Here is a 25069-nt window from a genome sequence, read left to right on the forward strand (position 1 = left end):
CATATCTATGTCAGAAGTTCCTTGTGATAAACATTTGTGCGGTGAATTTGATATAGATCAAGACAAAGAAGCGCAAATTCATCTATTCTCTATAAAAGTAGGCTGCTGAATATACTGAAACACGAATTGGAACGAGGTGAAATTATGAAAACTGTATTGATCGTTGCTGCTGCCGCTATTTTGTCGGTGGCAAGCCCTGCAAACGCCGCAGACGGAAAAGCCGTATACACGTCAGCATGCGCCCTTTGCCATGCCACTGGCGCGATGGGTGCGCCCAAAACCGGTGACAAAGCGCGCTGGGCCCCGCTCATCAAGGCGGGCATGGATACCCTGTACAAAAACACTATCAATGGAAAAAATACCATGCCGCCCAAGGGAGGAAAGCCCGGCATTACTGATGCCGATGCGAAAGCAGCAGTGGATTACATAGTGAGCCAGTCGAAGTAAACAGCCATGCTTAACGACTTCACCCACGAACCGCGTATCGCCTATTTCTCCATGGAGATTGCCCTGCGCAATGAGATACCCACCTACAGTGGGGGGCTGGGGGTACTCGCCGGGGATACCCTGCGGTCCGCTGCGGACCTCGAATTACCGCTGGTTGCAGTAACACTGGTAAGCCGCGCGGGTTATTTCCGTCAGGAGATCGATCCCCAGGGAAAGCAGATCGAACATCCCGACGTATGGGACCCCAGCCGCTGGGCGACACGCCTGAAAGCTGGCGTCGCTATTTCCATCGAAGAGCGGGACGTGTGGGTAAGTGGTTGGCTCTATATCCTGCAAGGCCATATGAATGGCAGAGTGCCCGTTATTCTGCTGGATACCGACTTGCCTCTAAATGGCAGCGAAGACCGGGAAATCACCCATCACCTGTACGGCGGCGATCTGGCCTACCGACTCAAACAGGAGATCGTTCTGGGGGTCGGCGGGGCGCTAATATTGCAGGCATTGGGATTTCAAATCCGCCAATACCACATGAATGAGGGCCATTCCGCCTTACTGGCACTGGAGCTGCTGCGGCGTTACGCCTACCCCCCGGACGATGTAAGGGCGGGAGAGAGTCCTTATGATATTCCCAGGGTCAGAGAGCTATGTAACTTCACTACCCACACTCCGATTGAAGCGGGGCAGGATAAATTTCCTTATGACCTGGTGCACCGTACCCTTGGGGATCTTGTCAACCTCCCAACAATAAAATCGCTGGCAGGCGAGGAAAATCTCAATATGACGCGCCTTGCCCTCAATCTCAGCGAATACGTCAATGGTGTCGCCAAAAGCCATGCCGAAGTGTCCAAAAAGCTTTACCCCGGGTACCGGGTTCACGCCATCACCAACGGGGTGCATCCTTTTGCCTGGACTCACCCGAGTTTCGCCAAACTCTATGATACTCACCTGCCCAGTTGGTGCCATGAACCGGGAATTTTAGTACGGGCAGACCGCATACCGGATGCGGCGATTTGGGAGGCTCATACCCACGCCAAGAATGATCTTATCGAGAAAGTGAAGTCGCTGACGGGCATCGAGCTGTATCCCAAGATACCGATCATTGGTTTCGCCCGGCGCATGACTGCCTACAAGCGTCCCGATCTGCTGTTTTCAGACCTCCAGCGGCTGAAAACCATAGCGCAGGAGCGGCCTTTCCAAATCGTGCTCGCCGGCAAGGCCCATCCCCGTGACGAAGGAGGCAAGCGCCTGATCGAATTACTGCATGCCCACATGCGTGACCTCGCCGATGTTATACGGATTGCCTATCTTCCCAACTATGACATGGAGGTTGCACTATCCATGGTGTCCGGCGCAGACGTATGGCTGAACACCCCCTTGCGCCCCCTCGAAGCCTCCGGCACCAGCGGCATGAAGGCCGCCTTTAACGGTGTGCCAAGTCTGAGCGTTATGGATGGATGGTGGGTCGAGGGATGCATCGAAGGGGTGACAGGCTGGGCGATAGGCGACTCCACGGAATTAGCCAACGGCAATGATGCGGATTCGCTGTACAACAAATTGCTGCAAGTGGTTCTGCCGCTTTATTACATGGACCGTCCCGCCTGGATCACGGTGATGAAAGGCGCCATCTGCAAGAATGCGTCCTTCTTCAACAGTCATCGCATGATGCGGCGTTATGCCACCGAGGCTTATATCCGATAATCCTGAAAACGGCAGTTGGACGGACGCCTCTATGACTTGAGTGACCCCCTATCCTCGAGCAGCATTTTCAGTGCATCCAGCGCGCTCGTTATAACAGCCCGAAAGACCTGCCACAGACGCGGGCATAATCGATATTGACATATCGTTCGCCGTGAGCTGCTTGCGTATCCCGACGCCTTTCTCATTGACGACCCCAAGGTCAAAACCTGCTGTCCGATGACATACCGACCCGAGACATGGTCAATATGACTGGAAACGCCCGGCATCCTTTTTCCATGGCGCGTCCGGATGGAATCATCCAACATAAAAGCACCCGGCTGGCTCGATTCTTTCGCGCCTCGCACGGCTTGTTGCACTACCTCCATGTGCAGACAGAACCAGCTCCAGTCTTCGTGCCATAGTGAAATAGCCCGCCTGCTCTGCGGGCCACTCACCGGCATTTTCATCTGTCGGAATCCTTAACTCTTGTCGATTTTTTTTACACAATTATTTAGGAATGAATTCTGGTTATTAATATCGTATTAATTTTATCTGTAATTATTCATTAAATGCATACACATCAAAGTGTTAATTAATTTAATTATTATATTAATATTTTATTTTTTAAATAAAAAATACGTTTTTAATCATGCGTTTAACATGTCTATTTATGGGTTAATGTCGGGATTTTTTACACATAGCTAATTGTGAGGAATGGTAAAAAACAACATTTTATTATTATTTTTCATATCGTTATCAATGGATGTTAAATTGTTGGCATGCATCATGTATAAGCTTAATCCGAAAGTTCGAAAAGACTTTCGCTCTACTAAATAACTGTATTTCAAGGGTAAGACGTTTCGTCGTCCAACAAGTAACACGGAGACTACAATGAACAAGACACTACTATCCACTGCGATCGCGCTTGCGCTGGGAATTACAACCCCGGCTTGGGCAAACCCCACCAACACCGCGACGGAATCGGCACAGAGCCAGACAGCCACGGCATCATCGGCCGCTGACAACAAGGGCACTTCAGCGAATGAAGCCTCGAACGCAACCAGCACCAACGAGTCCAATAACGGTAATACCGACGATAACAGCGATAACTCAAATAACAGCACCAACGATTCGGCGAACGACAGCTCCAACAATAGTGACAACTCCGACAACAGTGACAGCAGTAACAACAGCACCAACACATCCGATGCCAACAACGATAAGAGTACCAACACATCTGACACCAACAACGACAAGAGCACTACCGCAACGACAACCAGCACCGACAGCTCAAACAACAGCACCAACACATCCGATGCCAACAATGATAAGAGCACCAACACCTCTGACGCCAACAACGACAAGAGTACTACCGCAACGACAACGAGTACCGACAGTTCAAATAACAGCACTAACACGGCTGATTCGGCGAACGACAGTTCCAACAATAGCACCAACACTAGCGTTGCCGATTCAGGAAACGACAACTCCAACAACAGCACAAATGACTCAGGTAATGACAGTTCCAACAACAGCACTAACACCAGCGTTGCTGATTCTGCTAATGACAGCTCCAACAACAGTACCAATGATTCCAACAATGACAACTCTGACAACAGCACCAATGTCGCTGACTCGGGAAACGGAAATGATCTGAGCAGCAACAGCAGCACAAATGACTCAGGCAATGACAGCTCCAACAACAGCACCAGCACCAGCACCGCTGATTCTGGGAACGATAACTCAAACAACAGCACCAACGACTCAGGGAACGATAGCTCCGACAATAGCAACAACAGCGTTAATACTGCTGATTCAAACAACGACAGCAGCAATAACAGCGTTAATACTGCTGACTCTAACAACAACAACAGTGTTAATGACTCAAACAACACAACCACCACTACCACGGATAATGATGTCAACACAGCCAGTGACAGCGCTATAGTGGCTACACGTGGTGCAACCGTAACCTTCGACCAGAGTGACAACAGCGACAACAGCACTAATAACTCTAATAACACCACAACCACCGACAGCGATAGCATTTCGGATAACACTGGTATTGTCGCTACTCGTGGTGCAACCGTTGACCAAAGCAACAACAGTGTCAACGACTCCAACAACAACAGCAGTGTCAACAACTCCAACAATGACAGCAGTGTTCAGACTGTTGCCTCTGCCGCGCTGGATGGCACCGTCACTGGCAATACGGTGAACATAAATGCTGGAGACACGCCTCCTACTAGCACTTACAATGGCAACAACACCCTTGACAATGGTTCAGTTGCCAGCAATACCGGCATCTCTCAGGTGGCTCAGAATAGCGGGCACAACAGCCTGGTTCAGCAGAACTTCACGATACAGGGTAATGTAAGCCCGTAACTGCCTCACATCACCGGCGGGCGCTCAGGGCGTCCGCCGGGTTTTTTAGCGAGACGGGGGAACAGGCTATGCACTACAGAGCGTGTCGTGTTATTGCGGCCATGGTACTGGTTGCCTATGGGGGGGGAATCACCCCGGCATTGGCGAATCAGGAAGATGTGGTTATCGATGATATCGAGTTCGGAGAGGCAGTTTCTAATGCTTTCCTGGAAGAGCAAAGCGGTCGGGCGGGATTGCCAGAGCAGCCACTCAGTAACGCTGACTTGAACGCGAGACTGAATGATAACGTGGTTTATTCCAGCATTAATGGAAACAATAATGTTGGGAGAGGGGCATTTGCGGATTCGGTGGGCTTCCCGACGGTGATTCAAAACTCAGGGAACAATGTGATTATTCAGAACAACACCATATTGAACATGACGCTGAATAACTAGGGCACCACCAAATTCAATGCGCCTTCTTTTTCTTGTCTTCATGATTTTTTTTTCCTTTTCTTCGGCGGCGAAGGCGGATTTACTAAGCGTGACAGGCGCCGGAGGGACTTTCTCCGTTCCGGTAGTGAGCATGAAGGAAGCCCGCTTCCTGAAGGTTGTGAAGCAGCAGTATGATTTCAGTTGCGGGTCAGCGGCGCTGGCGACGTTATTGACTTATTATTATCAACATCCGGTCAACGAGCAGATTGTATTTACGGCCATGTATGAAAATGGCAACAAAGAGAAGATTCACAAAGAAGGTTTTTCTCTTCTTGATATAAAGCGCTACCTTGAGGCGAATGGTTATCGCGCCGATGGTTTTGTTGCGTCTCTGGATATGTTGCTAAAAAAGAGGGTCCCTGCCATCACCCTTATCAATGATCATGGTTACAATCATTTTGTTGTGGTCAAAGGGGTGAGCAACACCCAGGTATTGGTGGGGGACTCTACCACGGGCACCAAAATCATCCCACGCCAGGAATTCGAAGAAATGTGGAACAAAATACTCTTTATTATCCGCAACAAGGAAGAGATAGCGGGCCAATACTTTAATAGTGAAAAAGAATGGAAGGTGCGGGAACGGGCACCTTTGGAGGCGGCGGTAAACCGTGATAGCCTGTCTTCATCGACGCTGCTGTTGCCTAATATCTATGACTTTTAAGAGGCTGTGGTTGTAAACACACGATCCCATGATGAGCCTGCGTCAAACATTAAATTTTATACCGGGCATCACGTGGGGTATTTTTGCGAGTGCTTTTATTTTTTGTTCAGCCATTATTTCTCCATCCAAAGCTATGGCAGACGAAGAAGATTTTCAATGGCTCGATGATGAAATGCTGGACACCCTGCGTGGCGGGTTTGTGACTTCAGATGGATTGCAGATAAATTTCAGTATCGAACGCGCCGTGATCATAGACGGTGGGCTTGTGTCCAGAACGGTTATTGATTTCCCGCAGTCGAAAATAACCAATGACCACCAGGGCGATATGGCCAGCATTTTTCCTTCCGGTTTCATGACGTTGGTACAAAACTCCCTGGACTTCAAGACCATTCAGAATTACACCCTGATTAATGCGGAAATTTCGAATCTCCGTGCTTTAGCATTGGGCGCACTTCACTCGTCATTGAGCGATCAGATAGCGGCGTCAATTCGGTAATCTGAAACACTTTAATACAATGATAAACCCAGATTGTCCAATTAGGCGAAATAGAGCGTACACCGCCGTTCGTGGTGACCCTTCGGCTACGCTCAGGACTAAAGGCCTTGTCGAACCATGAATAGCCCTTCGACAGGCTCAGGGCGAACGGTTTTTTGGCTTATGGGCAATGGGATAAAACCATCAGGAAACCGCAACCCTCTTGACGTGACTGCTTGAGTTTATGATAACCAAAAATTCCATTATGGTGGGGTGCTGTGATTATAAATATAAAGAATATTTTCATCTGTGGCGGATTTTTCGGCATATTGTTGATGTCTTTCCACGCGTGGGGAGAAGATGCCGCTTCTGAAAATAAAACGGATATTCAGAAACTCCAGCAGTTACTGGAAGAGCAGCGCAAACAACTGGAAATTCAGAAAAACCAGCTTGAGGGTATGCGTCGCCGTCTTGATACGCTACAGGTAAAACCAGAGGATGCCGTAAAACCGCCTGCTCCGGCATCTCGACCGGAGCAGATCACGCCTTCTTTGCCGGCGAAAGATGCGTCACCCGTTCAGCCGGTAGGGAAGGCGCCGGAACGGCCGCAGCGCCCGCCTGACATCCTGATTGCTTCCGAGCAGCGTGGCGTGCTGACCCCGCGCGGCACACTTATAGTGGAGCCTTCCTTCCAATATACCAATTCGTCGGTTCATCGTGTGGCACTGGAGGGTTTTACATTCCTTCCGGCGCTACTCATTGGAAGAATTGACATAAAAAAGGTTAATCGTGACACCTACATTGCCGCTGTTGCGGCGCGTTATGGCATTACCCCCCGGCTTGAGGTTGAGGTAAAAATACCCTATGTGAATCGTTCCGATACCACAACGGCACGCCCGCTTAATCTGGGGGCAGGCGAAGATCAACGACTAATAACTGAAAAAGTAGGCGGCGAAAATATTGGCGACGCCGAGTTTGCCTTGCGCTATCAGATGACTCAAGGCCAGGGTGGATGGCCCTACTTAATAGGTAATTTCCGTGCCAAAAGCCACACCGGCACATCTCCCTACGATGTAGAGTTCGACGATAAGACTGGCCTGCAAAAGACTCTGCCCACCGGTTCTGGATTCTGGGGTGTGCAACCTAGCCTGACGATGATAATCCCCTCCGATCCGGCGGTGATTTTTGCTAACGTCAGCTATCTTTGGAATATCGAGCGCAAGCTTGAGCAATATGGCCGGATCGACCCTGGCAATGCCATCGGCGTTAATTTCGGCATGGGTTTGTCCTTGAATGAGAAGGCGTCGTTTAGCCTCGCTTACGACCTGAATGTTATTGGAAAAACAAAGCAGAACGGTGAACCTATACCGCTATCGGAAACCCTCAAAATCGCATCTTTGCTGTTTGGATATTCATATCGGGTAACCCCGGACACCAGCGTCAATATCTCCATCGGCACCGGCGTCACTGCGGATGCGCCGGACATGCAATTGGCGGTGCGTGTGCCAACGGCGTTTTTTTCAAAGGCGCAGGGCAAGCGGTAGTTTACATGTTGGCAGAAACAATCCGCTTGCGCATAAACGCGTAATACATCACCGGTATCACCACCAGCGTCAGCAGAGTAGAGACAAGGATGCCGAAGATCAACGAAATCGCCAGTCCGTTGAAGATCGGGTCATCCAGAATAAATAGTGCGCCGAGTATGGCGGCCAGGCCGGTGAGCACGATTGGTTTGGCGCGCACGCTGCCGGCGCTAATCACTGCCTCTTCGAATGACACACCGCGGCTCACTTCCTGATTAATAAAGTCCACCAGCAGGATCGAGTTGCGCACGATAATGCCGGCCAGCGCGATCATGCCGATCATGGAGGTGGCGGTGAATTGCGCGCCAAGCAGGGCGTGGCCTGGCATTACGCCGATGATGGTGAGCGGAATCGGCGCCATGATGATCAGCGGCGTCAGGTAGGAGCGGAACTGCGCGACTACCAGCAAATAAATAAGGATCATGCCGACGCCGTAGGCAATCCCCATGTCGCGGAAGGTCTCGTAGGTAATCTGCCACTCTCCATCCCACTTTAATCCGTAGTTATAAGGGTCACTCGGCTGACTGAGCAGCGACTGATCCAACACCGCACCCTGTTCCATCGGAGTATCACCAAGTGTGCCGAGCATGTCGAACATGCCATACAGCGGGCTGTCGAGTTTTCCCGAGGCATCGCCGGTGACAAACACCACAGGCATCAAATCCTTGTGATAGATAGCATGTTCGCGCGTGCTGTGCTCCACAGTGGTGATTTCGGACAAGGGCACGAGCTTGCCCTGATTGCTTCGCACTTTAAGGTCCAACAGCGACTGGATAGCGGCCTTGTCCGCCACCGGCAATTCCAGGCGGATTGGTACTGCATATTTGGCATGAATGTCATGCAGGTAGCTGGCGTCATCGCCACCCAGCGCGGCGCTGAGCACGTCCACCACGCCCTGTTGCGACACACCCAGCTGCGCCGCCTTCTGCCGGTCAATATGCACGATCAAGCGTTTTTCGTTGACCTCGATGCTGTCATCCACATCGACAACATCCTGGGTATTTTCAAATATTCCGCGCACACGTTTGGCGATACGCATCTGGCCGTCATAGTCCAAGCCATAGATCTCGGCGACAAGCGGCGATTGCACCGGCGGGCCTGGCGGCACCTCGACGATCTTGACGTTGGCCCCCAGGCGGCGCCCTATCTCCTGCAAGGGCGCGCGCACGGATGCCGCAATCTCATGGCTCTTGCGGTCGCGCTTGTGCTTGTCCACCAGATTCACCTGGATGTCGCCGACATTCGCGCCCTTGCGCAGATAATACTGGCGCACCAGGCCGTTGAAGTTGATCGGCGCGGCAGTGCCTGCATAGGTCTGGTAATCCGTCACCTCTGGCACGGTGGCCAGATACACACCCAGCTCACTGAGCACGCGTGCGGTCTGCTCCACGCTGACGCCCTCCGCCATGTCGACCACCACCTGAAACTCGGATTTGTTGTCGAATGGCAGCATCTTGAGTACCACCAGTTTGGCCACACCCAGGCCGACGGAGATCACTATCAGCAGCATGATGACGCCAAACAGCGCCCAGCGTCGTGGCTTGCCCACGTCACCTTGCAAAAACATGCCGACATATTTTTTGAAAAAACCATAGAGTGGTCCGCTGCCCTCGCCTTCCGTATGTGCCTGGGCGCCTTCCACAAGGGCCGTGTGACTCTTCTTGTGTTTGACGTTACGAAGCACCTTATAGGTCAGCCACGGCGTTACCACAAAAGCGACCGCCAGCGAAATCAGCATGCCCATGCTGGCATTGATCGGGATTGGCCCCATGTACGGCCCCATCAGTCCGGTAACGAAGGCCATCGGCAAAAGTGCGGCGATGACGGTGAAGGTGGCGAGTATGGTTGGGCTGCCGACCTCATCCACTGCCAGCGGAATAGCCTCGGCCAGAGGCTTGTCGCCGATCTGCATATGGCGATGAATGTTTTCCACCACCACGATGGCGTCGTCCACCAGGATGCCGATGGAGAAGATCAGCGCGAACAATGACACGCGATTGAGCGTGAAACCCCACGCCCACGAGGCAAACAGCGTGATCATTAGCGTAATGACCACGGCACTGCCGACGATCAGCGCCTCGCGCCAGCCCAGCGCGAACAACACCAGCAGCACCACAAATGCCGTGGCGAAAGCCAGCTTGCCGATCAGCTTCATGGCCTTGTCGTTGGCGGTTTCGCCGTAATTGCGTGTCACGGTGACATGCACGCCCTGTGGCACGAAAGTGCCTTCGAGCTGCTCATAGCGCTCGATCACCTGCTCGGCAATACTGACTGCATTGGTGCCCGGCTGTTTGGCGATGGCTACGGTGACAGCGGGAAATTCGCCTTTGAGCGTAACGCCCTTATCCTGCGCGGCAGGCCCGGTACCGAAAGAAACATACTGCTCAGGCTGATCCGCCCCTTGCGTCACGTTCGCCACATCGCGAAGATAAACGGGCGCATTATTGCGTACGCCAACCACCAACGCAGCGACCTCTGCGCCGTTCGTCAAAAAGGTGCCGGCCTGCACTTGTATCTCACGATTGCCAGAGACCAGTGCGCCCGCCTCGCGCGATGTATTAGCCGCTGTCAACGCGGCGCGCAGATCGTCTATTGCAATGCCATAGGCCGCCATGCGCTTGGGGTCAAGCTGCACATGCACCACCCGATCCGGGCCGCCGACAGTGTAGATGTCCCGCGTGCCGGGGACGCGCTTCAATTGCGCCTCGATAGCATGAGCTACCCGTTGCAGCTCATGACCGCCCCGCTTCGCGTCATCGGTCCACAGGGTAAGCGTAACGATAGGCACATCATCCATGCCCATCGGTTTGACAATGGGCTGCCCCACGCCCAGATGGGCGGGCAGCCAATCCTGATTGGAGTAAATCGCGTTATACAGATTCACGATCGATTTCGTGCGATCCTGCCCCACATCGAACTGCACAGTAAACACCGCCATGCCCGGCTGCGACACCGAGTAGATGTGCTTGATGCCTTCAATCTCCGACATCACCTGTTCGCCAGGTGTGCTGATCAGAGATTCAACCTCTTTTGCCGTCGCGCCAGGGAAGGCGACAAAGACGTTGGCAAAAGTAACATTGATCTGCGGCTCTTCCTCGCGCGGCGTCACCAGCACCGCAAACAGGCCTAGCAGCAGCCCGACCAGTGCCAGCAGAGGCGTGATCTGGGAGTGTAAAAATTTCCTGGCGATGACGCCGGATATCCCCATGCGTTCGCTCATGGTTTGGCCGCGCGCTGCTGTTTGAGATGTGCCATTGCGCGTATCGGATCAAGCGCAACATTCTCGCCTGCATCCAGCCCCGCCAGCACCTCGATCATGCCATCGGCATAGTGCTGCCCCACGCGAATCTGACGTAGCGCTACACGGCCATCCTTACTGACCACATACACGCCGGTCATCTCACTGCGCTGCACCACGGCGGCTTGCGGCACCAGCAGGGTCTTTTCCTCATCACCGGCAAAAGAGGCCTTGAGGAACATGCCAGGATAAACACCTTGCAACCCCTCAGGAAGATCAGCACGCACCTTCACCGTATTCGTCACCGGATCGGCGTAAGGGAACACCGTGAGGTGAGCGGCCTCAACTGTGCGCGGGCTGGCGCCATTTTGTGCAGGCAACACAATATGAACGCGCCCCTGGGTACGCACGGTCTTGATGAAGCTTTGTGGAACCTCAATCGAAACACGCAAGCGATCCAATGCGAGCAGCGTCAGCAAGGGTTGGCCCGCCTGGGCCGTCTCGCCTACCTCGACATGGCGCTTGACCACAATGCCGTCATACGGCGCCTTCACCACTGCGTAGTCAAATTGCTGGCGGCTTTCCGTTACGCGCGCCTGGGCGGCCTCCAGCCGCGCCTTGGCCGCATCGAGCGCGGCGCTTGCACGATCCATCTCGACCCTGGCAATCAGCCTCTTTTCATAAATCCCTTTGATGCGCTCGAAATCCTGTTGCGCCTCCTTGTAACGGGCCTGCGCCTCACTCAGCCCCGCCTGCTCCCGCGTCAGCCGCGCGCGCGGCTCGGCATCCATCACGCGCACCAGCACCATTCCCTTGGCGACACGATCATCCACATCGACAGCAATTTCCTGGACGCGCCCGCTCGTCTGCGCCGAGACGGTGGATTGCTTGACGGCCTCAACCACCGCGTCAAACGCCTGTTGCGCGGCCACGCTACGGTATTGCGCCTGCGCGACAGCAAGCGGGGGTTCGGCGGCGGATGGCGCCTGCGATACGCCCAGCAAACCAGCCAGCAGTATGATCATCGGTAATGTGCGCACGTTGTTTTCTCCTTTCCGGGTACAGCTTTGCGTTATTGTATATTAGAGTTTGTTAATATACAAATGCTCGGGAGGGATAGAAATCTTGCGCACTTTGCATACTGAGACGCCCTGCCAACAGCGGATACCCCCGCTTCAACCGTCGGCCTGCTGTTTGTTGATATTGTCACGATGAATCCCCGCAAAGGGGACAATGCCGGTCGCGGCAGCGCCAACGGTTACTTCTTCTTGCCCTGCGTCTTCTTGGAAACCGCGTCCTTGAAGGCTTTGCCTGCGGTGAACTTCGGCACGGTGGACGCGGCAATTTGGAGCTCTTCGCCGGTGGCCGGATTGCGCCCGGTGCGCGCCGCGCGCTGGGTCGCATGAAACTTGCCGAAACCGATCAGGCTGATCTCATCACCCCTGGCGACTGTGTGCGTCACCTCATCGAACAAGCTCTCAATGACCGCCGCCACATCCTTCTTCGTCAGCGTGTCGTGCCTGCCATGAATGGCGTCGATCAGGTCTGCTTTATTGATTACCTTATTGCTCACTATATATCTCCTTCGTTTGGCATGAATAATCTGGCGCCATCGCGCCATGGGACAACCGAGACTGGGACTCCCGAATCAAGGACAGCATCAATATACGCTACGCTGCCCTACTCTTCCTTGCTATTTTTTCTCGATTTACTTGACGGCGAGGGCAATTTCCAAAGCCGTTTCTAATCGAATCACGCGCTCAGTCAGATTTTCGATCTTGACCTGTTACTCCTTCGTGGCGATTGCCAACCGTTCGACCTTATCGTCCACACCGTGCTTATCCGGTTGTCACACACAACCAATAGATATAGTGGGGCGTGATTTCTTGGCATAAAGCTCAGCATAGGTCGGCGCAGTGATGTCGCCGGCGATGCCGAGCAGGGAGCGGAAGGTATTGAAGGGGTAAAAGCGGCGGTTGAAGCGGAAGGTGAATTCGTTGAGGTAGGCTTGAAGATGCTGCGGGCTGACGCCGTGATGAATGCCGCGCAACCAGGTTTTGAGATTGGAGAACACGAGGTGGATGATGGGCAGAAAGGTTTCGGCGACTTGCATGTCGCCCCGCTCTGGAACGGGGGTATGAAGATAGCCACGTTTTCCGAGTGTCGCATAGCTGCCCCAGTCGTCGGTGATGATGGTGGTGCCTGGCGTAACCGCGCGCTCGATGAAGCCGACCAGCGATTTGGCGCTTCGATCCGGCGCGACTGCGAGACGGACGCGTCCGGCATAGCGACCAGTCCTCCGCTTATCGAGACTTCCGCCCCGCGGACGGCAAGAATAATTCGTGCTTATCCGGCTAACACACACAACGAAAGGGGTAACTTAATGCCGCACAGAGCGTCTCAACGAATCGCTATGCGATTTTTGCGTGCAAACCAAGGCCCAATGGCCTGCGCAAAACGCGCCGCGCCATGTGGCTGTCTGGGCTGGCAATACACCTTATACGCACCTGTGTATGTTAACCGGATAAGCACGGAATAATTCAATGGCAAACGGGTTCACCGCTTGTTTCCAGCCTCGACAGCCCGGCCCTCAACGCCGAGGTCTTCTAACCTCCGCTATCAGCCCCTCGGCGCCGCCTCAATCAGATCCAGCACACGCTCGAAACCGGTGGGTCCACCATAATACGGATCGGGCACTTCCTTCTCACCGAAGTGGGGGGCGGATTCAAGAAACAGCTTGAGTTTGCGCTGATACCCGGGAGGACAAACCGCGCGCAGGTTATCCAGATTTTCCTCATCCATCGCCAGGATATAATCAAAGTTTTCAAAATCCGTTGCCTCCACCCGGCGCGCGCGTTGTGAGCCAAGATCAACCCCGCGCCGCAACGCCGCCGCCTGGGAACGCCGGCCCGGCTCATGGCCAATGTGATAGGCGTGCGTACCCGCCGAATCGATCTCGACAATGGACTCCAGGCCATGCTGGCTCACCAGATTCCGAAACACGCCCTCAGCCGTCGGCGAACGGCAAATATTACCCATGCAAACGAATAAAACGCGCACCATTTTCTACTCCAGAATACAGTGGCTTAACCTAAAAAACTATATGAACCGCAGAGCGCGCGGAGAGCGCAAAGAAATTCATATGGTTAGCGTAAGGCGCACTTTCACCAGCGGGTGACTCGACACAACTTGCCAAGGTCTTTTTTCTCTGCGTTCTCCGTGCGCTCTGCGGTGAATCGCCGTTTTTAAGCCTTACCTTGCTTTTCAATCTGACTACTTCTAGCATAGGATCATGACGTACCTCGAACACACGCCCTCTTACTCCCTGACGCAATTGCGCGGCCTGATCGGCCTGCATGTTCACTATAACGGCGCGCGCTGCCAGATTATTGAAGTGCTGGAGGATGAGCCCGCGCTAATCCTTCAGGATTGCGAGAGGCATACCATGATCCAGCCGGATCAACTCGGCGAAGCCAACCGCCGCGTGCCCTCTACCTTTACCATCCCTGTCCTGAGCGGCGATAAAACCGAGATCAATCCGATGTTTTTGGACCTGAATTTGCTTGATACCTGACGCTTTTCCCATTTCTAAAGCATATAGAGTGAAGTCCTGGGGTGCATCCCACGCACCAATGGTTGTGGTGCGTGGGATGCACCCTCCATCTCGTCTTCCAGAAACAAACGAGGAGAAGGGGGTCTAAATATTAACCGTTTTTTTTGCGATAAATTAAAATGTGATCTGCATCACCCTTTTTACCCCCGCCTTTTCTAACTGGCGGCATCTCTCTATGAGATCAATGGCTTGGGCCTCAATCTGCTCCCTGACCTTGCGGAGCCCATCATCAGCCAGGTGCTTGGGGTCGGGAAGACCCCAGTCTTCTAGATGTTTCGTCAGCAGGTAGGGACATTCATCGCCGCAACCCATGGTGACGACATAGTCGTATTCGATGGCGGGGATTGCGTTTAAAGATTCAGAGGTGTGGCGGGAGAGGTCGTAGCCTTTCTCCGCCTGCATCGGCAGGTATATAGCCCGAATGTTTCATAAACCTATTTTCCTCAGTTGAACCCTGTAAAATTGCTGCGCCTGTGTATCGTCGGCCAGCCTTCTAATCTGACAAAGTAGAATTAAGCATCGTTTCGGGTGCGCCATTGTTGAGCGTCGCAATATCACGGTTAAGCAGCTTTCCAAGTTCGGTCAATGTCCCGTCACCGCCAGGTGAGGATATACGAGGAAGTGAGCCACTTATGGTTGCTGTCCTTGTCCGGAGTGAAATGCTGCCCTTACGAATTCACATTGCGCCTCGCGCTGGTGGGGCGTCAAGGCGCAGCCTTATCCAAGTACAGCATGGCTGATGCAATTTATGCGATGCAAGACCGGGACGCGAGCAATCTACAATCTAATAAACACCTCCCACCGTTTGATCCCGCACGTAGCGCGCGCTACACTGCCTTTCTTACGCTGCCACCATTGGATATATGTAACAAAGCTGTGCGACAAGGAGCCGGACATGACTTTAACCCACAGATCCCTGTTGAGCTTCATTGCTGCTATTATTTTTCCGGTCTTGCTCGCCGCCTGTGCCAGCCCGGGTGGTGCGCCTGTTGCCGGGGTGCCGCCAGTAGAACCCGGGGCGGTGCTGCCGCTGAGCTGCCGGAGTGATTGTGTGACGCCTTTCGGTGCGTTGTTGGGGGTGTCGCCGGACCATGTGTCGGCCTATTCCAATTGCAGCGCAAAGTGTTTCGTGTTTGCCCCGAACCAGGAACACGGCACTTTTACTGGAATCAAATGGCAGTGCGTGGAGTTCGCGCGGCGCTGGCTGCTGAACAACAAGGGGGTGGTATACGGCGATGTCGACACCGCTTCCGACCTATGGGGCAAGATCACTGCCGTTACGCGTGTCGCGGACGGTACGCAGATCCCGCTTCAGACCTATCTCAATGGCTCGGCGGACGCGCCGCAGCGAGGTGATCTGTTGATCTACGCGAAGGAATTTCTCAACACCGGCCATGTCGCGGTGATAACAGAGGTGGATGAGGCCGCGGGCATCATCCGGGTGGCGGAACAGAACTTCCTCAACAAGCCGTGGCCAGCCAATTACGCGCGGGAAATAACGTGGGTGCACAAGGATGGTAAATATTGGCTACTGGACCCCTATCTGCTCGGCTGGAAACGCGTCGCGGCCCATTCTTGAGGTTATCATTCTATTTCGGAACACCAACAATTATGATCGGGCTGAGCAACGGGATTGTGCCCGTCAGCCCTCCCACGCCAAAAACCGGCATCTCGGATATACGCAAGCAGTTCACGGCGAACGCTACGTCAATCGATTATGCCGCGCATCTGTGGCAGATTTTTCGGGCTGTCATTGCTGGTGCTATAGCCTGTTGCCGGTATACTGATGCCCGTGCGTAAATTAACATTGGAATCGCCATGCAAAATATAGACACGCTCATCCATGCCCGCTGGATCATCCCTGTTGAGCCTGAGCATACGGTGTATGAACAGCATAGTTTGGCGATTCAAGACGGACGCATTCTGGAGATCCTGCCCACCACAGAGGCAAGCGCGAAATACCAGTCACATTCGACACTGCATCTGAGCGAGCACGCCCTCATTCCCGGTCTGATCAACGCCCACACGCATGCCGCAATGTCGTTGTTCCGCGGCCTGGCCGACGATCTGCCTCTGATGGAGTGGCTGAATAATCACATCTGGCCAGCCGAGGGGGCGTGGGTGAGTCCTGAGTTCGTGCAGGACGGGACGCAACTTGCCATTGCGGAAATGCTGCGTGGCGGCACCACCTGCTTCAATGATATGTACTTCTTCCCCGATGAAACCGCACGCGTGGCGGATGATTGCCACATGCGTGCATGCGTCGGGTTGATCGTGATCGACTTTCCCACGGTGTGGGCCAGCGATGCCGGGGACTATTTGCGCAAGGGACTGGAGGTACATGATCGTTACCGAGATCATCCGCTGATCCGCACCGCCTTTGCGCCGCACGCACCTTATACGGTGTCGAATGATCCGCTTGATAAAATTCGCATCTATGCCGATGAGCTGGATATTCCGGTGCATATGCACATCCATGAGACGGCGGACGAAATCGGGCAAAGCCTTACGCATTACAATGAGCGTCCGTTGCAACGGCTGGATCGTCTTGGCCTGCTGTCGCCGCATTTGATCGGTGTGCACATGACGCAGCTGACCAATGAAGAAATCAGCCGCTATGCGGAAACGGGGGGATATGTTGTTCATTGCCCCGAGTCCAACCTGAAGCTGGCTAGCGGGTTTTGCCCGGTGCAAAAACTGATCAAGGCAGGGGTGCACGTTGCTATCGGTACCGACGGCGCAGCGAGCAATAACGATCTGGACATGTTTGGCGAAATGCGCACCGCCGCGCTGCTCGCCAAGGCTGTGGCGGGCGATGCCAGCGCAGTAAGCGCCGCCACGGCGTTACGCATGGCAACTCTGAACGGCGCCAAGGCATTGGGGCTGGACGAGGAAACTGGCTCGTTGCTGCCCGGCAAGGCTGCCGACATTACCGCGGTGCATCTGGGCGGCATAGAGACACAGCCTGTTTATCACCCCATTTCACAACTGGTATATGCCACAGGCCGCGACAAGGTTACCGATGTGTGGGTGGCGGGCAGACACCTGCTCAAGGACCGCGTCCTGACCACCCTCGACGAGCATGCCATTTTGGCCAAGGCGCGGCAGTGGCGGGAGAAGATTAAAAAATACGATTGACTCAATGTAGGGTGTGTCCCACGCACCACATGAAAATGAACGGTGCGCACATTGCGCCCTTCATGGGTACAGCGCACCCTATGTTTACCCGGAAGCCAAAACTCGAAGCCAGAAAAAAATGCAAACCCATAAAATTTTATTCGCCGCCAGTGAGGCCCATCCATTGATGAAGACCGGGGGATTGGCGGACGTCGCGGGCAGCCTGCCTGTTGCGCTGAAATCTCTGCGCCAAGACGTGCGTCTGATTATCCCCGCCTACCGTGATGTGCTGGCGCGCGCAGGTAAACTTACCCTGGTTAACCCTGTTCTTGCCGGCTTTGCGGAGCCGGTGCGCATCCTGGAAGGCAAGTTGCCGGGCAGTACGCTGAAGGTGTGGCTGGTGGATGCCCCCGCCTGGTTTGATCGCCCCGGCAACCCTTATCTTGGGCCGGACGGCAAGGATTGGCCGGACAATGCCCAGCGCTTTGCGTTGTTTGCCAGAGCCGTGGCTGCGGTGGCGCGAAATCAGGCCGGATTGGATTGGCAGCCTGACGTGGTGCATTGCAACGACTGGCAATGCGGCTTGATCCCCGCATTGCTGGCTCAGGATGCAACGCGTCCGGCTACGGTGTTTACTATCCACAACCTGGCGTATCAGGGGCTTTTTCCACTTGCACCTTTAAAGGTGGAAAATACATTTAAAGATCTAAATTTGCCACCTGAGCTTTGGTCGCCTGAGGGCCTGGAATTTTATGGTGGGCTATCCTTTATCAAAGGTGGCCTGGTGTACGCGGACATGTTGAGCACAGTCAGCCCGAACTACGCGCGTGAGATTCTCACCCCCGAATACGGCTGCGGTCTGGAAGGCCTGCTCAGCCACCGGGCGGATCGGTTGGTAGGTATCCTGAACGGAGTGGATTACCACGAGTGGGATCCGCAGCGCGACACTTTAATTGCGCAACCCTACAGCGCGCGCAATTTGTCCGGCAAGGCCGCAAACAAAGCCGCGCTACAGGCGCGCGTAGGTTTGCCGGTAGTGCCGGAGATACCCGTGATTGGATTGATCGGACGCCTTGTTGAACAGAAAGGCGTCGACCTGGTGCTTGCCAGCCTGCCCGAAGTGTTGCAGCAGCCGGTGCAGGTGGTGATGCTGGGCGGCGGTGAAAAGCGCTTTGAAGCCGCGTTTACAGAGCTGATGGTGCATCATCCGCAGCAGCTTGCAGTGCAGATCGGCTTTAACGAAGGATTGGCGCATCTCATTGAGAGCGGCGCCGATATGTTTGTCATGCCGTCACGCTTTGAGCCCTGCGGCCTAAACCAGATTTACAGTCTGCGCTATGGCACCGTCCCCATCGTGCGCCGCACTGGCGGTCTGTCCGATACGGTGGTGGATGCCACGTCGGACAATCTGGCCAGCGGCAGCGCCACCGGCGTTGTATTTGACAAGGCCACCGCCCCGGCACTGCTGGAGGCTATCCAGCATACACTGACACTATACCGGCAACCCTCAATCTGGCAGCAGATCATACGCACCGGCATGCTACAGGATTTCAGCTGGCGGCGCAGTGCCAAGTATTATTTGGAGCTTTATGAGCAGGCGATTGCCTTGCGCCTGAGCGCCTGAAATTTTTTTATGGTAACTTCACGATCCGTTGCGGACGTATCCAGTAACTGACGGGGTTCCGTTGGACTTGAACCTTTTCTGGTACCTTATGTCTATGGTAATCAACTCTAACAAAAAATATTCTTTGGATTCCATCGTCAATGCCTAGGTTTGGATGTATCGCTTTGCTGGTGTTGTTCATGGGCATCCTCATCCCGTCCTTTGTGCCAATCACCGCATTTGCCGGGGATGTGCCTCTCACCGAAGATCAGGCCATCGCCCTTTTTTATCAGCGCAATCTTGATCTGATCGCGGCGCGTTACAATGTGGATGCGGCGCGGGCTCAACGGATCATCGCCGCCGCCATCCCCAATCCTGTGCTTTCGATGTACAGCCAGTCTCCCGGCGCTGCTGCGATAGGAAGGCGCAATGGTTTCGCTGGGACGCAGTATGACACTATCGCGAGGCTGGAACAGCTCATTGAAACGGCAGGCAAGCGCGGGCTGCGCAAGGAAGGCAGCGGGTTTGCCCTGCAGGCCTCAGAGAGCGACTTGCGTGATGCCATACGCGTGCTCAGTAATGAGGTGCGGCATGCCTACTACAATTTGCTGTTGAGCCAGAAGGTGGTTGATTTGACCCGGGAAACCCTGGCGCGTTATGACGATATAGTGCGCACCAACAGCTTGAGGCTGGAGAGTGGGGATATTGCCGAATCGGATTTTTTGCGCGTGGAGGTGGAGCGTTTCAAGGCGCAGGGGGATCTGGATCAGGCATTGCGCAGTCTCACTGGCGCGCGAACCGGTCTGGCGGTATTACTTGCCTGGCCCGGTGACGCGATGAATTTTGCCGCCCAGGATGTCTCGCTCAAGCGCAGCGAGGTTGATGCGAAACAGCCCCCCGAAGCTTTTATTGACCAAGCCCTGATGCAACGGGCGGATCTGCAGGCTGCACGGTTGCGAGTAAATCAGGCAGAAAAAGCCCTTGCACTGGCCCGCGCCAGGCGCATTCCGGATGTCACTGTTGCGGTGCAGGATGAGGCGTGTCCTTTTTGTTATCCCAATGCCGACAATGCCATTGGTCTGGGGATCAGCGTTCCTCTTCCGGTTTTTTACCGGAACCAAGGCGAGATAGCCCTGTCGGAAGTTAATCTCAACAACTTCAATCTGCAAGTCCAGCAACTTGAGCAGAATGTTCGCGCGGAGGTTGTGGGGGCGACTGTCGCCTGGCGTACCGCCGATGCCCAGGCACGCCGCTTCGAGGAAGATGTCATAGGCCGGGTCAAAGCGGTTCGCCAGGCCGCAGAACTCGCCTACAGCAAGGGCGCGACGGGTATCCTGGATTTTATCGAGGCGCAACGCAGCTACAAAAACAATGTACTCGAATATCAAAACGCGCTTTATAATCGGGCGGTTGCCTATGCTGATCTCGTCAAGGTGCTGGGTGTAGAACAGGTGCCGCCGTCCCCGTAGTTCGATCAATAATACTTATAGCAGAGAACCAGCACATGAAGTATTCCAGACGTTTTCTACTATTGCCGGTATTGTTGTTTTTTTGCGTCCATGCCGCCCCGGCGGCGGAGGAACCACAGGACGCAGGCGTGCTGCGCTATAAGCCCAATGCCCCACAGCTTTCCGCTCTAAATATCGCCGTGATTAACCCCCGCCTTCGTCCTCTGAGTGAACCGTTGCCCGGCCGTATTGCTTATGATGAAGATCACACAAGCCGCGTTAGCTCGCCCGTCGTCGGGCGCGTCACCCGCATCAGCGCCGAGCCTGGGGACACTGTGCGCAAGGGACAGGCGTTGCTGGATCTGGATGCGCCGGAGCTGGGAGTGGCCCTTGCCGATGTCGCCAAGGCCGATGCCGACTTGGCACAGTACCGCGCCGCCTACGAGCGCGCACGGACGCTCTTCGAGGGGCAGGCTATCGCGCGTAAAAATCTGGAGCAGGCCGAGGCCGATCTGAGCAAGGCCGAGGCGGAGGCGCGCCGTGCCAAGATGCGCCTGCACAACCTGTTGCCCCAGGGCGGAAAATCTCCAGGGGAGACTTATATTTTGCACGCACCCATCAATGGGGTTGTCACAGAACGTCGCGTTAATCCTGGCATGGAGATCCGCCCGGACCTGTCCGACCCGCTGTTTGTGATCAGCGATCCCACCCATCTCTGGGTGATAGTTGAATTGACCGAACGTGATCTGGGCAAGCTGCGCACCGGGCAATCGGTGGCAGTGAGCGTTGACGCCTATCCTGGGCAGACTTTCATGGCGCGAGTGGCAAACATTGCCGACGTGCTTGATCCCGCTACGCGCCGCGTCCGGGCGCGGGTGATTCTGGATAACCCCGAGCGCCGTCTGAAGCCGGAGATGTTTGCACGTGTGATGCCCCTTGAGGACAGGAGTCAGCCAGTGTTGGTGATACCTAACAGCGCCTTGGTGACGGAAGGGAGGCGTACCTTTGTGTTTGTGGAAACGGCCCCCGGCGAGCTGCATAAACGAGCCGTGCAGCTTGGTTTGCAAACTCGCGACTTCAGCGTTGTGGAAAACGGGCTGCGTGCCGGTGACCGGGTCGTCACGAGTGGCGCCGTTCTTTTGAATTCCGACCTGCAAAGGTAATAAGCCAAGCAATTTCATTGCCGGTTCAACTACTGATGCAATACCCAGGTTAGATCTCTATGCTCGATAAACTGATTACCTTTGCGTTAAAGCAAAGGATTTTTGTTCTCGGCGCAGCCGTGGTGATATTGATTGCGGGCATTCTGGCGGTGCAAAGGTTGCCCATCCAGGCCTTTCCGGATGTGCAGGACGTGCAGGTGTCGATAGTCACGCAAATGCTGGGGCAGGCGCCGCCTGAGGTGGAGCGTAGCGTCTCCCTGCCTATCGAGCGCGAGATGAATGGCATTCCCGGCCTTACCCAGGTGCGCTCCGTTTCCATCACCGGACTGTCGGTTGTCACGCTGACATTTGCTGACAAGACTGATGATTACTTTGCCCGCCAGCAGGTGCTGGAAAAACTCGCCAACGTCAGCCTGCCTGCCGGGATTCAACCCGGACTTGCCCCGCTAACCACCGCCGTTGGCGAGATTTATCGCTATGTCCTCGAAACACCCAAGGACATGCCGATGATCGAGGTGCGGGCGATTCAGGATTGGATCATCCGGCCCGCTTTGCGCAGCGTGCAGGGCGTGGCCGATGTGGTGAGCTTCGGCGGCGCCATCAAGGAATATCAGGTGCGCGTCGATCCCTACAAGTTGCGCAAGTACAACCTCACCCTCGACCAATTGTCTCAGGCGCTCGCGAATAACAGCATGAATACCGGCGGCGGCATGATTCGCCGTGGTGATGAGGCTCTGGTGGTGCGCGGAGTCGGTCTTTTTACCAGCTTGGATAGCATCCGCCGTGTGGTGATTACGAGTATCAATGGTTCGCCAGTATTTATCGATGACGTGGCCGATGTCGAAATCGGCCCGCGCACGCGCGCAGGTTATGTCGCCTACAACCAGCAGAATGATGTTGTGGAAGGCATCGTACAGATGGTCAAGGGCCGCAATCCGGCGCTGGTCATTTCCGACTTGAAAGACGAAATAAGCCAGCTTAACGCGCACAAATTACCGCCTGGGGTGAAGCTTCACACCATCTATGACCGCACCCAGCTGATTGCGCATACCGTGCATACGGTCACGGAAAATCTGCTCGTCGGTGCGCTGCTGGTGGTAGTTATCCTGGTTGTTTTTTTGCGCAACTGGAAGGCGGCGCTGATTGTCGCAAGCGTGATTCCCTTGTCGTTGCTGTTCGCTTTTATCGGTATGGACATAAAAGGTGTTTCGGCCAACCTGATTTCATTGGGAGCGGTGGACTTCGGCATTATTGTGGACAGCGCCGTGGTGCTGGTGGAGGCCCTGATGGTGCGCCTGGCGCTGGCTCAGGCGGACCAGGCTGAGCACCCCAGTCATGGCACGGTCTCCTGGCGCTGGAATGCCTTGAAGAGCACTACCCTTCAGGTGGGAAAACCCGTTCTTTTTGCCAAGGCCATCATCATCTGCGCCTTCCTTCCCATTTTCACTTTCGAGCGCGTCGAGGGAAAGATCTTCTCGCCCATGGCCTTCACCCTGAGTTTTGCTTTGCTCGGCGCGATTCTTCTGACGCTGACGCTGATTCCCGTACTGCTCAGCTATACCCTCAAGAACGATAGCATGGCGGAACGCCATAGCGCCTGGATGCACGCATTGCAGGGATATTATCAACGCCTGCTCATTCGTGCGTTTCAGTATCGCAAGATCGTAGTGGGCCTCGCCGTGGGTGTTCTTGCGGTAAGTCTGACTCTCGCGCCGCGCCTAGGCAGCGAATTTTTGCCCAAGCTCGACGAGGGGAATATATGGCTAACCATTACACTGCCGCCCTCCACGGCATTGGATAAAACCAAGACCGTGGAAGGACAGATCCGCGACATTCTTCGCAGTTATAAAGAGGTGGACAGCATCATCAGCCATGTGGGTCGTCCAGATGACGGCACTGACCCCAAGGGTCCCAACAATATGGAAATCATGGCTAATCTAACGCCGCGTGATAACTGGCGTTTTCACAGCAAGGAAGATCTCATCGAGGACATGGCCAAGCGTATGGAGACTATCCCCGGTATCCACACCAACTTCTCTCAGGTGATTCAGGATAGCGTGGAGGAGGCGATGAGTGGCGTTAAGGGAGAAATCGCCATCAAGATTTTTGGCCCCGACCTGGAAATACTCGAAGAAAAGTCCGAGGAAACCGCGCGCGTGGTGAGTACCATTCGTGGTGCGACAGACGTCGCGGCCATTAAAGTGGGAGGGTTAAGCCAGCTTAATATTGAGATCGACCGTGAGCAACTGGCCCGATATGGACTCAACATCAGTGATGCAGCCAGCGCGATCCAGACCGCGTTGGCTGGAAACGCAGCCAATAGTTTTTATGATGGCGAGCGGCGCTTCGACGTTACCCTGCGTCTGGACAAGCCCTACCGCGACAACGTGGAAGCCATCAGCAGCCTGATGGTGAGCGTGCCCGGCAGTAATATTCAATTGCCGCTCTCCACGCTTGCCGATATCAGCATACGCGAAGGCGCCGCCCGCATCAGCCGCGAGGACGGCGGCCGCAACGTCGCTGTAAAGGTTAACCTGCTCGAGCGCGATCAGGGTGGTTTCGTGGCCGAGGCCATGGAAAAGGTACGCAAGGAAGTCAAACTGCCTCCAGGTTACGAGATGACGTGGGGCGGGCAGTTCGAGAACCAGCAGCGCGCCACGAAACGTTTGGAAATCATTGTTCCAGTCAGCATTCTGCTTATTTTTATTCTACTGTTCTGGGCCTTCCAATCGGTAAAAAATGCACTGCTGGTGTTGCTCATGGTGCCCTTTTCCCTGATTGGCGGACTTGCAGGGTTGGGCATTAGCGGGCTGCATCTGTCGGTATCCGCTGCGGTCGGCTTTATCGCCCTGGCGGGGATTTCTGTGCAAAACGGTGTGATCATGGTGGAACAGATCAAAGAGCTTGTCCGGGAAGGAAAAGACATGATGACTGCCACCGTGGAAGGCGCCGTGCGCCGTCTGCGTCCGGTGTTGATGACGGCGCTGATGGCGGGCATCGGCCTACTGCCCGCTGCGCTATCTCACGGCATAGGTTCTGAGACCCAGCGTCCCTTTGCCGTGGTTATAGTGGGCGGATTGGTTTCTGCCACGCTTTTAACGCTGCTGCTCCTGCCTATATTGTTTCCCTATTTTAGTGATGAAAAACAGCCTTGAGATTATCCTGAAAACCGCACACTCCACCCCG

The 25069-nt window shown here is 54.6% G+C and carries 20 protein-coding genes and 1 pseudogene; 14 read left to right on the plus strand and 7 right to left on the minus strand.

Translation table 11 applies throughout. The features are described from left to right. Nucleotides 1-144: 144 nt before the first annotated feature. Together M3A44_05275 and glgP are read left to right on the plus strand one after the other, a co-directional pair. Nucleotides 145-447 carry a c-type cytochrome gene (locus M3A44_05275; protein MEQ6341066.1) on the plus strand — a complete coding sequence of 101 codons (303 nt, stop codon included), beginning with the start codon at nt 145-147 and terminating at the stop codon, nt 445-447. A gap of 6 nt (nt 448-453) precedes the next feature. After that, entirely contained in the window at nt 454-2145 is a 1692-nt protein-coding gene (gene glgP / locus M3A44_05280) for an alpha-glucan family phosphorylase (protein ID MEQ6341067.1), read from the plus strand. A 680-nt stretch (nt 2146-2825) separates the two neighbouring features. On the opposite strand, the gene M3A44_05285 is transcribed toward glgP, so the two are convergent. Further along, nucleotides 2826-4034: a hypothetical protein gene (locus tag M3A44_05285; protein MEQ6341068.1), complete on the minus strand. Its 1209-nt coding sequence runs from the start codon at nt 4032-4034 to the stop codon at nt 2826-2828. A 37-nt stretch (nt 4035-4071) separates the two neighbouring features. Here M3A44_05285 and M3A44_05290 point away from each other — a divergent pair, with 37 nt between their 5' ends. The 5 genes from M3A44_05290 (at nt 4072) to M3A44_05310 (ending at nt 7662) form a co-directional block, all read left to right on the plus strand. Then, the gene (locus M3A44_05290) at nt 4072-4509 is read left to right on the plus strand and encodes a hypothetical protein (GenBank protein ID MEQ6341069.1); all 438 of its coding nucleotides are present in this window, start codon (nt 4072-4074) and stop codon (nt 4507-4509) included. Between the two features lie 101 nt (nt 4510-4610). Then, nucleotides 4611-4943, plus strand: a complete 333-nt coding sequence (locus M3A44_05295) for a carbon storage regulator (GenBank protein MEQ6341070.1) — start codon at nt 4611-4613, stop codon at nt 4941-4943. Between the two features lie 130 nt (nt 4944-5073). Beyond that, nucleotides 5074-5643 carry a C39 family peptidase gene (locus tag M3A44_05300; GenBank protein MEQ6341071.1) on the plus strand — a complete coding sequence of 190 codons (570 nt, stop codon included), beginning with the start codon at nt 5074-5076 and terminating at the stop codon, nt 5641-5643. A 28-nt stretch (nt 5644-5671) separates the two neighbouring features. Then, complete coding sequence (locus M3A44_05305; protein ID MEQ6341072.1) at nt 5672-6139, plus strand: hypothetical protein; 468 nt, start codon at nt 5672-5674, stop codon at nt 6137-6139. A 257-nt stretch (nt 6140-6396) separates the two neighbouring features. Then, the gene (locus tag M3A44_05310; protein ID MEQ6341073.1) at nt 6397-7662 is read left to right on the plus strand and encodes a transporter; all 1266 of its coding nucleotides are present in this window, start codon (nt 6397-6399) and stop codon (nt 7660-7662) included. 1 nt (nt 7663) lies between these two features. Here M3A44_05310 and M3A44_05315 read toward each other — a convergent pair whose 3' ends face one another. The 5 genes and pseudogenes from M3A44_05315 to M3A44_05335 form a co-directional block, all read right to left on the minus strand. Further along, entirely contained in the window at nt 7664-10921 is a 3258-nt protein-coding gene (locus M3A44_05315) for an efflux RND transporter permease subunit (GenBank protein ID MEQ6341074.1), read from the minus strand. Beyond that, a complete protein-coding gene (locus tag M3A44_05320) occupies nt 10918-11979 on the minus strand; it encodes an efflux RND transporter periplasmic adaptor subunit (GenBank protein MEQ6341075.1) in 1062 nt (353 codons plus the stop codon). Before M3A44_05320 ends, M3A44_05315 begins: the two co-directional genes overlap by 4 nt. Nucleotides 11980-12197: 218 nt before the next feature. Then, nucleotides 12198-12497, minus strand: a complete 300-nt coding sequence (locus M3A44_05325; GenBank protein MEQ6341076.1) for an HU family DNA-binding protein — start codon at nt 12495-12497, stop codon at nt 12198-12200. A gap of 291 nt (nt 12498-12788) precedes the next feature. Continuing rightward, nucleotides 12789-13253 (minus strand): annotated as a pseudogene (locus tag M3A44_05330) (IS1595 family transposase). Nucleotides 13254-13558: 305 nt separating this feature from the next. Next, nucleotides 13559-14002: a low molecular weight phosphotyrosine protein phosphatase gene (locus M3A44_05335; protein ID MEQ6341077.1), complete on the minus strand. Its 444-nt coding sequence runs from the start codon at nt 14000-14002 to the stop codon at nt 13559-13561. A 229-nt stretch (nt 14003-14231) separates the two neighbouring features. On the opposite strand from M3A44_05335, the gene M3A44_05340 reads away from it, so the two are divergent. Continuing rightward, nucleotides 14232-14513, plus strand: a complete 282-nt coding sequence (locus M3A44_05340) for a hypothetical protein (protein ID MEQ6341078.1) — start codon at nt 14232-14234, stop codon at nt 14511-14513. A 153-nt stretch (nt 14514-14666) separates the two neighbouring features. Here the strand turns inward: M3A44_05340 and M3A44_05345 are convergent, their stop codons facing one another. After that, nucleotides 14667-14954, minus strand: coding sequence for a hypothetical protein (locus tag M3A44_05345; GenBank protein MEQ6341079.1), 288 nt, complete (start codon nt 14952-14954; stop codon nt 14667-14669). 493 nt (nt 14955-15447) lie between these two features. Here M3A44_05345 and M3A44_05350 point away from each other — a divergent pair, with 493 nt between their 5' ends. The 6 genes from M3A44_05350 to M3A44_05375 all read left to right on the plus strand — a co-directional run bounded on the left by M3A44_05350 (nt 15448) and on the right by M3A44_05375 (nt 25038). Beyond that, a complete protein-coding gene (locus M3A44_05350; GenBank protein ID MEQ6341080.1) occupies nt 15448-16131 on the plus strand; it encodes a CHAP domain-containing protein in 684 nt (227 codons plus the stop codon). Nucleotides 16132-16370: 239 nt separating this feature from the next. Continuing rightward, nucleotides 16371-17690, plus strand: coding sequence for a TRZ/ATZ family hydrolase (locus M3A44_05355; protein MEQ6341081.1), 1320 nt, complete (start codon nt 16371-16373; stop codon nt 17688-17690). A gap of 118 nt (nt 17691-17808) precedes the next feature. Next, complete coding sequence (glgA, locus tag M3A44_05360) at nt 17809-19293, plus strand: glycogen synthase GlgA (protein ID MEQ6341082.1); 1485 nt, start codon at nt 17809-17811, stop codon at nt 19291-19293. Nucleotides 19294-19472: 179 nt separating this feature from the next. Further along, complete coding sequence (locus tag M3A44_05365; protein ID MEQ6341083.1) at nt 19473-20741, plus strand: TolC family protein; 1269 nt, start codon at nt 19473-19475, stop codon at nt 20739-20741. 35 nt (nt 20742-20776) lie between these two features. Then, nucleotides 20777-21883 (plus strand): efflux RND transporter periplasmic adaptor subunit, encoded by a 1107-nt coding sequence (locus M3A44_05370; protein MEQ6341084.1) that lies wholly within the window; start codon nt 20777-20779, stop codon nt 21881-21883. Nucleotides 21884-21942: 59 nt separating this feature from the next. After that, a complete protein-coding gene (locus M3A44_05375; GenBank protein ID MEQ6341085.1) occupies nt 21943-25038 on the plus strand; it encodes a CusA/CzcA family heavy metal efflux RND transporter in 3096 nt (1031 codons plus the stop codon). The last annotated feature ends 31 nt before the right edge of the window (nt 25039-25069 follow it).

Source organism: Gammaproteobacteria bacterium (genome assembly GCA_040183005.1).
Taxonomy (GTDB): Bacteria; Pseudomonadota; Gammaproteobacteria.